The sequence below is a fragment of the Bremerella sp. TYQ1 genome (genome assembly GCF_020150455.1).
Taxonomy (GTDB): Bacteria; Planctomycetota; Planctomycetia; order Pirellulales; family Pirellulaceae; genus Bremerella; species Bremerella volcania_A.
Window position 1 is genome coordinate 1,536,372 of sequence record NZ_CP083740.1, and the last position, 12,513, is coordinate 1,548,884.

The window sequence follows — 12,513 nt, forward strand, 5'->3', positions numbered from 1 at the left end:
TTTACGAAAGCACCGAATACACTACAACTACCCATAGGAACCGCGATTTCTGAACGTTCCTATGAACACTTGAATCAGAGCCCAGCGGAGTAGCTACCGCGAGTCGATCGTCACCGCGTCATCACAGTCCGGCGTGCGTGACGGTTGGCAGGCTCGAAAGGACTGTGAACGATGGAGCCACTTACGGCCTGCAAGCTTCGTGCTGCCAACGAAGCGGCGAAGCAGATGCTTTTCGACTGCCATACAATTTGGACGGTTTGTAAGTCCGGGTTTGGCCAACACAATCTCCCTGAGATGGCTTCCAACCTGATCTGCTTGATGAATGAGCATTCTTGGCTGTTCTTCAATGACGAACTATCCAGTGATTTTCGTCGCGTATCACTTCAACCAGTTCAACAAGGTGGAACTTCTGCACCGTCAGCGTTCGCACTTGCCTTGAAGATTGTCTATCTCACCTATGAGATGTTTGAGATACCAGCAAATGAGCGACTTGTTGCAACTGATCAAGTGCAGAACTTTCCCGCTCCCCCGTGGACGTTCTACATACCGCTTCCGGCATTAGAACAATCGATTCACGTGGTTGTAGATGACATCGTTACTTGCCAATTCCATAATGCCGATGTTGAGCTGTTAGCGGCTCAAATGGACTTGGAAACAGACAAAGCAATACGTGAGTTGCCAGGGGATGCAAGAGGCCAGATTGATGCCCCAATCATTGACAATCATCCCGATGCTGCAGACCCGGTTGCGATAGACCTGTCGAAGTACACAAAGAAACTCACTAAAGACGCACTTCGCCAGATATTGAACTGCGGGAAAAATGAGGTCAATCAAAACCTTCGCGAGCAATTCCCGGAAGCACTGATCGATGGAAAGCTTTTGGACTCTTTGAGCGATGAGGACTTAAAAGGTCGACATGATATCCGGCTTCCGGTCATGCGGATGTCCGCACTTCAACGGGCAATTGCTGGAATCAAGGGCTAATTTTTTACTCCCGAATCTCCCGTTCCTCCCGTTAACTCCCGATGCTCCCGCAAGTAGGCGTTTAACTGTTTTCCTTTTCTGATTCGCCAATATCCTAACGACATCGCCAACACGGTTTCGTTAGGAGTTCTGAAATGGCAACGAAGGAAGCACCACCGGCAATCGAGACTAACAAAGTCTATCCATTGCCTCTCATTCGACAGAATTGGTTCCCAGGTAAGCGAGCGTGGATCGCAGCCCGTAAGAGCGGCCTGGATGAAATCGTTTTCTACATCGGGCGCGATGGCTATGCCCACGGCGCCGACTTAGCAACCAAGATGCGGGAGCTCGGCAAGAAGCGTCCTTCTGCAGCCCGTTCGTAAACCCGCGCCCGGCATCGTGCTGGGCGTATTTCGTTTTCTGTTTTTTGAAAGGTTTGACCATGACCAAGCAGACCAAAGAGTGCACTGGCAGCTGGTACACGATCACGATCGAAGATGATGCTATGAGATTCGACCGAGTTGGAATCGATGGCATGACGGCTTTCGAGAGGGCACGATCGCTTCGCCACCACAATACAGAAGCCTATCCAGTTCTTCCGCCGGATGAGGACGACGTGTTCGAGGATGGCCCCTTTGCTGTCATTCAGATGATCGGCGAGAAGGGAATTGTGCGTTGTGCGGGGCTCAGCTTTGAAGACGCCAAGGAAACAGCTGACACATCGCTGGCCAATTACGGACCAGGTAAGCAGCAGGAAACACGAACGGAAAGCACGGGGCCTAACGGTCGGACTCTTGTTCTGGTATCCCGCCCGCTAGTCATCTGGGCGGCGTATGTCGTCAATCTAACCACCGGCGAAAGCTGGGAGGCTGAGAGCAATTAACCCCACAAGAAGCGACGAGGCCCGGCAGGGACCAATCCACCGGGCTCGTCTTTCGTTTCTGAATCGCAACCAAAAGCACAAGGAAGGTTACAATGCACAATCGTATCACGGATGCTGCCCTTTGGGTAGACAAAATCGATCCATGGATTCCGCCAACTGCGGAAATCAACAGTCTCGACGATATCAAGCAGGCTTGTCCAGCAGTACGTCGAATCTTGAACCGAGCTCGGAATCTCCGACGGTACCGTAGGCCTCACTGGCGGCACTATGAAGCATTCAAGGCGAAGCTGACCATCTACGTCGGCTGGCACGCAGAGGATGAGCGATTGCGATCATCGCGTTGCTACGAGCTATGTATCTCGGCGCTGACTAAAGAGTTGCGGATTTAGGAGGGCACCAGGCATGAAGCCAGAGCCAGGAACATATTTCACGTGCGCGAATATGGCCAGCGACCGCCTGAAAAGCCTGACGGGGTCTGCGGCGAAGGTTTATTTATTCCTTGCCAAGATGGCCAACGGCGAAACCGGTCAATGCTGGCCAAGCCACAAGACGATTGCCAAGGCTACAAGTATGTCCGAGCGTTCAGTCCGGTATGCACTCACAGAATTGACGGTGGCAAAGTTGATCAAAATGAAGAACCGAGGGAGAAATTCCAGTCTCTACGAGATGCTTTATCCGGCAACTGATTGCCAGTTAAGAGGTGGTTTAAGCGGCACCACGTTGCCGGATGATGCTTTAACCGGCAATTTGGAGCACTTTAACCGGCAACCAGTTGCCTACGAACCAACCTCAAGAACCAACAACAGACGGTCCGGGGGTGATCGCCAGGGATACACACCAGCCAGTAAAGAAGCCAAGAAGATCTATCGCGAGATGGAATCGGTTCTTGGTTTCGGATTGGATCCGGAGTTCCTGAAGGCAGCCCAGGAAGCTGAACAGAATGATCGCGTACTGGGAATGGTTGTCGACATCCTGGACGAGCTTGAGAAATCCGGGAACGGTCGTGGAAAGACAGGGCTATTCCTGTCCAAGTACCGGAAGGGCCTAGAGGTCATTCAGGCCACAGAGTTGGAGGTTCAGCATGACGCGTAGATCCACCAACATCGAAGAGTACCCACATTCCGATTACGACGAGGAGATAGTTCTTGGGCGGCTGATCATGTCTCCTGAGTTTCTCGATGAAGTCCAGTTAAAGCCGACTGACTTTTATCACGTATCCCACCAGAAGATTTTTCGAGCGGCCAAGGAACTTGTCTCCGAGGGCCAGGAATTCAATTACATCACGTTGAAAGACTGGCTTGAAAAGTCTGGCGAGCTTGAGTTGGTGGGGGGACTGCGTTACATCTCAGACCTAGCCAGGACAGCGAGAGTTGGCTCAGACACTTACATTGCCAGTTGCGCCGAGATCGTTCGTCGGAAATCTATTGAGCGTTCGATCATCGACTTTGGCTTCCGGGTGCAAACGATAACTAGCGATGCCTCACTTGGATCAGATGAAAAACGAGCTTTACTTTCAAAGCTATTCACTGACTTAGAAGATGGCGTCGACACCAGTGGCGAAAGATGGTTGGCCGATCACGTTTCCGAACTGGCCGATCTGATCGAAGCTGGCGAGTTTAAGCCACGTGATGGCATCCCGACACCGTTTCCGACCCTCAATAAAATCACCGGAGGTCTGCCGCCAGGGCTTATCTGCATTGCTGGCCGACCTGGGGATGGGAAATCTGTTTCCGCACTCGAGTTCGTGCTTAACGCATCTGGTAAGGGTTCGGCAGTGCCCGGACTTGTCACGATGGAAATGGACGGAAGCGAAGTTGCCCGACGTGCATTGGCTCGACAATCGGAAGTTGACCAAGATGAATGGGGTCGACTCGATGAGCCCAGTAAACGAAAGGTTATGTCTGCGGCCGACAAGCTCAAGTCAGGCAAGGTAATTATTGAAGACCGTGGCAACCTGAAGGTTAGCGACATCGTTTCTAAAATCCGGCGATGGAAACGGCGGTACAACTGCGGTTTGGTCGCAATCGACTATCTGCAACTTCTCAACCCAGACTCCGCAGGCGAAACACGAGCCCGGGAAATCGCTGTAATGACCCGCCAGTTAAAGCTCGTCAGCCTGGAGCTCAAAATACCGGTGATCATTTTGAGCCAGCTCAACCGCTCTGGGGAAGGCAGGCCCAGCCTACGAAACCTTCGCGAGTCCGGAGCAATTGAACAGGACTGCGATATCGTGCTGGGTCTATGGCGAGAAGATACAGAAGAGGGTAGCGGCACCAAGTCGTCACGCATGCAGCGGTTGAAAGGCAAGCAAATTGAGCCAGCGACCAAAGAGGATGGGGAGCCCGACAAGGTAACTCTTAGCGTTCTGAAGAACCGCAATGGCCCAGTCGGTCGAGATATCAAGCTTCTATTCTGGGGACAGTATTTCAAGTTCGCCGAGGAAGCGCCAGCGTACATGGAAGAGGATTTCGTGCCACTCAATCAACGGGATATGTCTTGGATCGATGAATTCAACAACCAAGGCGGATACGGAGATCACGATTAATGCATCGACGCATTATCCAAACCGAGCAAGGCTTCGTCGTTCGTGAAAGCGGTACCAGTCGAACCGTTGCGATCGTCCCCCGCGAAGAGCTTTTCGAGGTGCTTCAACCGGCTGAAAGGTTCGCAAAAGAGATTCGAGCCGTACCGCGGCTAGTGGCCTACTTGAAGACCAGGGCCGAACGTGGCGATTCGGAAGCAAAACGGATTTTGAAGGAGCTTGGCTAGTGAGCGACTGCAAACACAATCCCGATTTCACCTGCGTTGTCTGGTATGGCCAGCAGTATCGATTCACGTACAAGCAAGCAGTCATTGTTCGCATCTTGTGGCGTGCGTGGGATTCAGGTTGGCCAGTAATGAACCAGCGAAGCGTTTTAGCAGAAGCAGCAGACATGTGCATCGAGTTTGAGGGCGACAGCGTGCGACTCGTGGATGTATTTCGCTATCGGAAAAAGAAGCACCCGGCAGTCGCTAACGGGATGGTTGTCTTCGACGGACAGGGCAATATCGAGCTTGGATCGCCACCGAAAAAACTTTCGACTTTTTTGAAGGGTGCGACGAAGGTGCGACGCAAGTGCGACGAAGGTGCGACGCGAGTTTCTCAAAATGCTTAGAAACCATCACGTCACATACGGAGATTCTGAAAGATGGGGTTCCACAACAAAGGCGAGATTATCGCCCAGCAGCCCAAAAACCATTTCAAGAATCCAGGCGAGTTCCTGGATTCAGTTCGCAAGGCAACTCTAAATCCCAAGAGCAAGGACGCGAGGCTGAACGGATTCGAGAAAGTGGGCGTTCAAGCAGCAGGATCCGACGAGCACGGAGTCTACAGCGATCCCCGCGGCGGCTTCACGATGCCAACAGAATGGAGCCCATCGATCCAGTCGCTTGATTTCGACGATCCAACCTCACCATTCGTTCGCGTGATTCAGACCGATGCCTATCGCGTGCGAGTTCCTGCCCGCTTTGAAATGAGCGGGCGAGATACAAGCAGCACAGGCGGTATCACTGTTGGCCGACGTGCGGAGACACAACCAGATGAACCAACTCGCGGTCAGTTTTTCTCTATTGAGCTTGAGCCATCCTATCTAGGTGCATTGTCATTTGCTTCCGATCGTCTCGTCTCTTCGTCGACCCCGGACTTCCAGCAGTTGTTGGCAACGGCAATTCAAGAGGAGATCGGCTGGGCTACCCTGGATGACCGTTTAAACGGCACTGGTGCAGGACAGCCAACTGGCGTAGTCGATTCGCCTTGCACGATCGAGGTTGAAAAGGAGTCGATGCAACCGGCAGATACAATCACCGGAAATAACATCATCGATATGGCCAGTCGCTGTTGGAATTATCAGGACGCGATTTGGTTGGCGAATCATGATTGTCTGCCGCAGATTTCCCAGGCCCATATTGTTGGGACCAACAGCGACGAGTTCTTGTTTAAGCCAGCGCAAGGCGTGCGAGCCGTGGGACTGCTACATGGACGTCCGTTGATTCTAACCGAGTTCTGCCAAACGCTGGGTAATCGCGGCGACATCGTGCTGGGCAACTGGCGTGAATATCTTGTTGCGATAAACGGCGGTTTCCGTGGCGAAGCAAGTATCCACGTGCGATTCGTGGAAAGCCAAACAGCTTTTCGGTTCTGGATTGAGATCGACTCAACGCCCTGGTGGCTATCAACACTGACGCCCAAGTACGGCGCTAACACCCTTTCACCTTTTGTAACCTTAGAGGCTCGCTAATGTCTGATATCAAAGAAAAAGAACCACGGCGTTATTTCGTTGGCGCCAATAAACGCAAACAGGCTTACGAGTTCATCCGTTCGGCTATAGACAAGATCACCGATGGCGATGGCGAAGTTGACTTCAAGGAATTGGAGCAAGCGTACGAGCGAATCAATCGCCCATGGCACATGGTCAAGTGGGACTTGAAAGTCATGAAGAGGGTCAAAGTCTATCGCGAGCAGATGGGCAACTGCATTTCACCAGAGGAAGCCCAGGAAGTGGCGAAGGATGCCGAGGACCTGAAGCGCCAACGGGATGAAATGCGAGAACAGATGCGAGGCATGCAGCGGAAGTATCTGGCAATGCGAAGGCGTTGGGAGGATTACGCACGACTCGAGTACAACCTTCGCGATCGCATTAAGGATAATCCAACGCTGTTTGCTTCACTTGATGACTTGTGCGAGGGCGGCGAGGTCACAGAGCAGAACCGGCAGCCAACAGTCGTGGATGAGATCCTTGAGACTTATAGCCAAGACAAGGCGAAATGATTGTTGCTCGCAGTCCATGGTGCCAGTCGTTTTTTCACTTTCAGCGGCTGGTGCCACGGCTGCAGGCGCCCCCTGGTAGGGGCATCGGCATTTCTGGCAACTGACCAGCTAGACCGATGCTTACACCAAACACGCTTTCGGACGTACCCGGATCAATAAAAAAATGGCAAAGCGAAAGAGCAAAGCACCGTCACACCTTCGAGAGGCCACCCAGCAGTGGTTCTTAGCCGTTTTAGACGACTTCGAACTGGAATCATACCACGTCAAACTGCTGACGCTTGCGAGCGAAGCCTGGGACCGTGCAGAGGAAGCAAGGGAGGCAATTCAGCAACATGGCATCACTTATATCGATCGTTTTGGCAGCCCCAAGGCACGCCCTGAAGTGGCTATCGAAAGGGATGCTCGAATTGCATTCGCTCGGCTGCTTCGCGACTTGGCCTTGGACGTAGACGCACCAAGCGGTGGGGAATCACGGCCACCGGCGATCACCCCTAATGCATCACGGAGACGGTAGGACATGCCACGAGTTCGACGAAAAGCGAAGCGAAGACGGGTTAGCGAAGCGACCGAAGCGGACATCGAATACCTGCGGTCTCACTTCGCTTTTGCTTGCTCGGATCTGCTTGTTCCATTTGGTCAGTGGGACCAAGTCGACGACGAAGCCGCCAGGAAATTGTGGGAGGAATACCGCGATGTCCTGACCTTCGAAGTGGCTTGGAAACGTCCGTGGGCTTGGTGGGAGTGGGACGCACCTGAACGTCGGCGTTGTATTTCCGATGTTCATCCGTTCGACAATCCAGAGCGTACCGCCTACCTGGAAAGCATTGGTGACTTGCCATGGGCGGAAGGTGGATCCGGACCACTCAAGAATCCAAACTCGCTCTACATGGGTAAGCCAGCAGTGATCGGTGGATTTCGAGACAAGGAAGGTAACTTCCACGCTGAGAACTACGCATACGAGCTCGAGTTTTGCTACTTGTACCGTCTCAGATTGTTCAACGACGAAGAGCAGCAGCTATGGGACGAGATGGTAGCCGAAGTGAAGGCTGGGACCGATGCCGGCAAGGAATACCAGGAAACACTTGAACAGCACGGGATCAAAGTATGAACATCCTTGGCAATGCCTCAAATCCCCCAGCCGCAGCAGTCGTGAGCAGAGCACGATTGCTGTGGTTGGAGGGGCACGAGTTGAATCGAGAGAACGCGAACTGGGGGCACTTCTGGATCGATGAATCCAGCCCGGAAGTTGCCGTTAACAAAGTTATCGAATGCCAGGATGACTCTCGATGCATCGAGGCTATTCGTTCCACCCTGATGGAATACTTCCAGCGACTCAAGATAGAAACGAATTAAAGCTAACCATGGAAAACCGTATCGTCAGTCCGTTTAGGAACAATGAAGTTCTCGCTATCACAGAAGAGGGATATCGCCATCTTCTTACCGAGATGGCAGGAGGTCGAGCCAGTCGGCAACACCCAGAACCTAAGGCACGTGGTGGCGTGGCAATCATCCCAATTCATGGAACGACGGTCTATTTCGATTCTCATTTTGGTGTGAATACGGTTCGCATTGGCGATGCCATAGAAGCAGCAGCAAACACTAAGGGCATCTCTCGCATTATCCTCGATATCGACAGTCCAGGTGGAACGGCGGCAGGTAACATTGAACTAGCCGACCGCATCTTGGTAGCGAGCATGAAAACCCCAGTCGTAGCAATCGCCAACCCGTTAGCAGCATCGGCAGCATACTATTTTGGAAGTGCTGCGAATCGATTCTATGTCACTCCTTCAGGCGATGGAGGCAGCATTGGAACATACACAATGCACGTGGATGAATCCGAGATGCTGAAAAAAATGGGTATCAAGATAAAGATCATAAAGGCTGGCAAATTCAAGGCAGAGGGAAATAGCTTTCAGCCCCTAACCCCAGAATCGGAAAAGTACATTCAAAGCCAGATAAACGAGCTTAATAGCGATTTCGTGCGTACCGTGGCCCGCAATCGTGGTGTGTCTGTTTCTTACGTCGAAGAGAACTTTGGCCAGGGTCGAACGATGGTCGCCAGGCAGGCAGTTGCAGCGGGTTTATTCGACGGCATTCGCACGCTTCCAAACCTAATAGCTCAATCATCGAACGAAAAAGGCCAGCGTTCAGTGCGATCTATGACCAACGATGCTAGGTTCACCGAAAAGTTGCAAGAGGCTTGGCACAACGGGTATGCGAGCCAATTTGAGCACATGAGTGACGCGAGACGCGATCAGCTCGTACTACAGAGAAGAGATCGCGAAAAGGTAGACCGAATCAAACAACTCACGGCAGGTTTACACAATGGCAATGGCAGCCGTTGAATTTGATTAAGGACACACCGATGGGCGTGTTAGTCGTACTCGCGGTGTGTCGCCATGAGAACGGCTAACACGTTTAAAAGAGGCAGCGAATAATGGCAGCAAGCAACGTCATCGCCAATCTGAAAATCATGCTTTCGGCTTCATGGAATAAGCTGAAGAGCGACTTCAATAAGGCGGGGAAGACCGTTAAGGGCTTTAGTGGAAATGTATCCACCATGAGCAGCAGTATTTCCAAGAGTCTCACCTTGATAAACCCAAAAGTGCTTGCGCTCACAGCTTCACTTGGTGCGTTGGGCCTAATGGTAGGTGGTGCAAAATGGGGCGTCCAACTTGCCTCCGACGCTGAGCAAGCTGAAGTAGCACTGTCAACCATGTTGGGAAGCATGGATGCAGCGAAAACACTACTGAGCGACCTGGAGAAATTCGCCGCGGCTACGCCATTTGGAACTGAAGAACTTGTACAGTCGACACGGCAGTTGACCGCGTTTGGCGTCCAAGCTGGTGACATCATGTCGACCATGAAGATGCTCGGCGATCTTTCTTCAGGAATCGGAGCTCCCCTCAATGAGATTGCAGAGATCTTTGGCAAAGCGAAGGTACAGGGGCGATTGTTCGCTGAAGACATTAATCAGTTCCAAGGGAGAGGTATTCCGATTGTTCAGGCGCTGGCGGATACCCTTAAAACGTCAACCGACAACATTCGAGAAATGGTGAAGGATGGGAAAGTCGGATTCACCCAATTGCAAGCAGCTTTCCAACATTTAACCTCTGAGGGCTCGCAATTCGGCGGAATGATGGAGAAGCAGTCCCAGACGCTTCATGGCTTGTGGTCGACATTTACGGATGAACTCGCATTGATTGCGAAAGAGAACTGGGGAATCTTGAACGAGTTACTAAAGGAAATGCTCCGATGGGCAATTCCGTTGGTTAAACACCTTTCTGACGCTGCCCGCAACATGAGGGAACTTCTAGGGGTAGCGGACAACTTCCAGCGAGTCGACTTGGCGACAGAAGCATTCAAGGCTCCGGCAATGATGCTTGACGAAATGGGGGAAAGCCTTAAGCAAAGCGGCAAAGAACTAAAGAAAGATTTCATTGATATAGCATCGATTGCACGCGATGTAAGCGGGATGAGATTCGGTGGTCCTGCTGGAGCGTTTGAGCGGAGAACGACAGAGGGCTTTTCGGCAGCCCTAGCGGCCCAGCGAGAAGTCAATGACAGAGATCGACGGATCATCGAGCTAGGTAAGCGGATACTTGAAAAGATGGACCAACAGATACAGGCAACCAAGGAAAGCGCCCCTCAGGTTACACGAAGGAGAGTTTAGTGTTGAAAGCAAGCGAATACGTCTACGGTTACGAACAACAGTTCCCCGAAAAAAGTCCGATCCACGTGCTACGTATGGCCCTGGGTTCGTACGTGGAGGCCAAACGGCAAGGGGTTGAGCTCACTTACGACAATTTGAATGAATTAGCTCAGTCGTCTTTGCTGCGGGAGCGACAGAGGTTTGAACAGGCGACCGCTCTACTGGAAGAAATTCGCGAGATGAATCAGCGACTACGGGATGGTGAAGAGGTTGACCCGTTGGAATGCAACGAACTCGCGATGAGAGGTGCACGCATGTCACTTGCATCGTTGATTCAACGGAATGAAGAGCTGGACGACAAAGATTAAATCGTGATTTCAGTGCATGTAGAATTGCAAGTTGATAGGATCACGTGTTAGCCAAAAACTCTATTCACGATTCAAAAAAGGGGCATGTACGTGAAACCTCAAAAGCTTTGCCTGGTTGCTGGAATTCTTGCCGTGATAGTTCCGTCTTCTATCCTCGCTCAATCGCCAGCCGTGGAGCGTGGGACCGTTCGGGGATTTCAGGCTGAACAGAAAGCTATTCGCACGAGAAAAGCAATTGCAGAGCTAGAAGGGCCGCACATGAAACTCGTGGAAGACTTTTGGAAATCCAAAGAGTTCAAAAAGGATAGCCCACCTCAAGAAGAATACGTTCGGATCTCATGGGCGTTCAGAGAGCACCTTATCAATCAGGCAGTTAGGGTCGCGACGGAAGTAAACCAACGCGTAAAGGAGTATCACAAAGCTAAGATCGATCCGGCTGCGCCCGCCAAAGGGGAAAAGCGAGACGATCAGTTTTACTTCCCAAGCCCACAAGAGAAGTCCCAAGCACTTCAGCGAGGTGAACAAGAAGCCGTTGATACCGCAAGCAACGTGCTCGAAATAATGGGACGAAAGAAACTGCCAAACCTCCCGTTATCGTGGGCCGTGCTTCCAGATAAAAGCGTTTTCCATGGCAAGGAAGTTGTGATTATTACTCAGGTGGTCGACCGCCAAAACGCTCTTGCTAAGAAAGTGACACCGAGCGGCGGGGAAGTGTTCTTTTGGTTGGCCGGAGTTCCATTCGACAATGTAGCCGATGGTGCCACAGTTGAAATGAGTGGCGTGTTCCTGGTGGATGGTACTGAGACGTACAACACCCCGCGAGGCACAAATACGGTTAAGGTACTACGGCGAATGCCGATTGATGCAAGCAAGTTTTATGAACTGTCAGAGTTCGACAAGAAGGATTGATTAGTGCTTGTGCGGCATTCGCGAAACGCGGAAGTTGAACGCTCAGCGATGTGGTACTTTCGGAAAGGAGGGTTTATTTCTTCTGGGAATAAGTGTCTCTCACTGCTCGCTCCGCGCGTGTCTCACGACCATAGAAGTGGTAGTCGTGGAACCAATGCGATGTCTTTGCGTCATCGGGAAAAAGATCTTCAATCAAGACGATCGCATCGCGATCTGCTGTTGAAACCAAATACTCAAGATATTCATCAGCAATGGAATGCTCTTCGTCATACGACATCAGTACCTCCAAGCTATTGCGAAGAGGAATTTCTACCGCCTGCAGTGTCGTCTGCTTTGCATCAATCGCCCTTTGTATCAGAGACATATATCGATGGAACTCGGACAACTGGCGAAGAATAAATATTTCCATGTCCTTCTGGGCTTCTTTGTCATCCCACCGATGGAAAGCGCATCTCGTGGTAATCATCCACTGAAAGCTATCTACCGGCTTGTGGCAAATAAATTTCGTGTCCCCATAGAATTCGACTTCGAAGTAATCGCCCTGCAGTATTGCCAAGGCATTTTCGCAGCGTTGATTGCTGCGAAGACTGTCGATAAGTTGCCTGCCAAGTTCGGCCTGCTTAAGAATATTGGAATGCTCCCATGTGACCAGTGCCCACCAAGCACCGAACACTGTGATAGCAACAGTGACGAGCTGAAGGAAAATCCGCAGGCAGGCAATGTTAAATTCAGTATTCGGATCCATCTATGCCACAACCGTTCTGAATGCAACCAAGCTCGTATTCAATCTCGTCAAGCTCAAGCAGCATTCGACCTTTGCAGTCTTCCTTGCTGCCAACATGCCACCATCGATCAACGCGTAACAGTTCAAGACGCTTATTCACGTCACGCCAGCGGGCTTCCAGGGCTTTTACTTGGTCGAGAACCATTA

18 protein-coding genes are annotated in these 12,513 nt (G+C 51.5%); 16 read left to right on the forward strand and 2 right to left on the reverse strand.

Going from position 1 to position 12,513, the window contains the following annotated elements:
* The first annotated feature begins 171 nt into the window (after positions 1–171).
* The 16 genes from LA756_RS05585 (at position 172) to LA756_RS05660 (ending at position 11,582) form a co-directional block, all read left to right on the forward strand.
* Complete coding sequence (locus LA756_RS05585; protein ID WP_224438892.1) at positions 172–984, forward strand: hypothetical protein; 813 nt, start codon at positions 172–174, stop codon at positions 982–984.
* Between the two features lie 134 nt (positions 985–1,118).
* Positions 1,119–1,346 (forward strand): hypothetical protein, encoded by a 228-nt coding sequence (locus tag LA756_RS05590; RefSeq protein WP_224438893.1) that lies wholly within the window; start codon positions 1,119–1,121, stop codon positions 1,344–1,346.
* A 59-nt stretch (positions 1,347–1,405) separates the two neighbouring features.
* A complete protein-coding gene (locus tag LA756_RS05595; protein WP_224438894.1) occupies positions 1,406–1,846 on the forward strand; it encodes a hypothetical protein in 441 nt (146 codons plus the stop codon).
* A gap of 92 nt (positions 1,847–1,938) precedes the next feature.
* Positions 1,939–2,235 (forward strand): hypothetical protein, encoded by a 297-nt coding sequence (locus LA756_RS05600; protein WP_224438895.1) that lies wholly within the window; start codon positions 1,939–1,941, stop codon positions 2,233–2,235.
* A 52-nt stretch (positions 2,236–2,287) separates the two neighbouring features.
* Positions 2,288–2,938, forward strand: coding sequence for a helix-turn-helix domain-containing protein (locus LA756_RS05605; protein ID WP_224438896.1), 651 nt, complete (start codon positions 2,288–2,290; stop codon positions 2,936–2,938).
* Positions 2,928–4,391, forward strand: a complete 1,464-nt coding sequence (locus LA756_RS05610) for a DnaB-like helicase C-terminal domain-containing protein (RefSeq protein ID WP_224438897.1) — start codon at positions 2,928–2,930, stop codon at positions 4,389–4,391. The genes LA756_RS05605 and LA756_RS05610 overlap by 11 nt, the downstream gene beginning before the upstream one ends.
* Positions 4,391–4,615, forward strand: a complete 225-nt coding sequence (locus LA756_RS05615; protein ID WP_224438898.1) for a hypothetical protein — start codon at positions 4,391–4,393, stop codon at positions 4,613–4,615. The genes LA756_RS05610 and LA756_RS05615 overlap by 1 nt, the downstream gene beginning before the upstream one ends.
* Positions 4,615–5,001 carry a hypothetical protein gene (locus LA756_RS05620; RefSeq protein WP_224438899.1) on the forward strand — a complete coding sequence of 129 codons (387 nt, stop codon included), beginning with the start codon at positions 4,615–4,617 and terminating at the stop codon, positions 4,999–5,001. The genes LA756_RS05615 and LA756_RS05620 overlap by 1 nt, the downstream gene beginning before the upstream one ends.
* A 33-nt stretch (positions 5,002–5,034) precedes the next feature.
* A complete protein-coding gene (locus tag LA756_RS05625; protein ID WP_224438900.1) occupies positions 5,035–6,123 on the forward strand; it encodes a phage major capsid protein in 1,089 nt (362 codons plus the stop codon).
* Positions 6,123–6,653, forward strand: a complete 531-nt coding sequence (locus LA756_RS05630; protein WP_224438901.1) for a hypothetical protein — start codon at positions 6,123–6,125, stop codon at positions 6,651–6,653. Before LA756_RS05625 ends, LA756_RS05630 begins: the two co-directional genes overlap by 1 nt.
* A 163-nt stretch (positions 6,654–6,816) precedes the next feature.
* Positions 6,817–7,167 (forward strand): P27 family phage terminase small subunit, encoded by a 351-nt coding sequence (locus tag LA756_RS05635; RefSeq protein WP_224438902.1) that lies wholly within the window; start codon positions 6,817–6,819, stop codon positions 7,165–7,167.
* A 3-nt stretch (positions 7,168–7,170) separates the two neighbouring features.
* On the forward strand, positions 7,171–7,761 hold the full coding sequence (locus LA756_RS05640) for a hypothetical protein (protein ID WP_224438903.1): 591 nt from the start codon (positions 7,171–7,173) through the stop codon (positions 7,759–7,761).
* 178 nt (positions 7,762–7,939) lie between these two features.
* Positions 7,940–8,998 (forward strand): S49 family peptidase, encoded by a 1,059-nt coding sequence (locus LA756_RS05645; RefSeq protein ID WP_224438904.1) that lies wholly within the window; start codon positions 7,940–7,942, stop codon positions 8,996–8,998.
* Positions 8,999–9,090: 92 nt separating this feature from the next.
* Positions 9,091–10,326 carry a tape measure protein gene (locus LA756_RS05650; RefSeq protein ID WP_224438905.1) on the forward strand — a complete coding sequence of 412 codons (1,236 nt, stop codon included), beginning with the start codon at positions 9,091–9,093 and terminating at the stop codon, positions 10,324–10,326.
* The gene (locus LA756_RS05655) at positions 10,326–10,673 is read left to right on the forward strand and encodes a hypothetical protein (protein WP_224438906.1); all 348 of its coding nucleotides are present in this window, start codon (positions 10,326–10,328) and stop codon (positions 10,671–10,673) included. The genes LA756_RS05650 and LA756_RS05655 overlap by 1 nt, the downstream gene beginning before the upstream one ends.
* A 258-nt stretch (positions 10,674–10,931) precedes the next feature.
* Entirely contained in the window at positions 10,932–11,582 is a 651-nt protein-coding gene (locus LA756_RS05660) for a hypothetical protein (protein WP_224438907.1), read from the forward strand.
* 73 nt (positions 11,583–11,655) lie between these two features.
* Here the strand turns inward: LA756_RS05660 and LA756_RS05665 are convergent, their stop codons facing one another.
* Entirely contained in the window at positions 11,656–12,327 is a 672-nt protein-coding gene (locus tag LA756_RS05665; RefSeq protein WP_224438908.1) for a hypothetical protein, read from the reverse strand.
* Positions 12,311–12,511 carry a hypothetical protein gene (locus tag LA756_RS05670; RefSeq protein WP_224438909.1) on the reverse strand — a complete coding sequence of 67 codons (201 nt, stop codon included), beginning with the start codon at positions 12,509–12,511 and terminating at the stop codon, positions 12,311–12,313. The genes LA756_RS05665 and LA756_RS05670 overlap by 17 nt, the downstream gene beginning before the upstream one ends.
* Between the last annotated feature and the right edge of the window lie 2 nt (positions 12,512–12,513).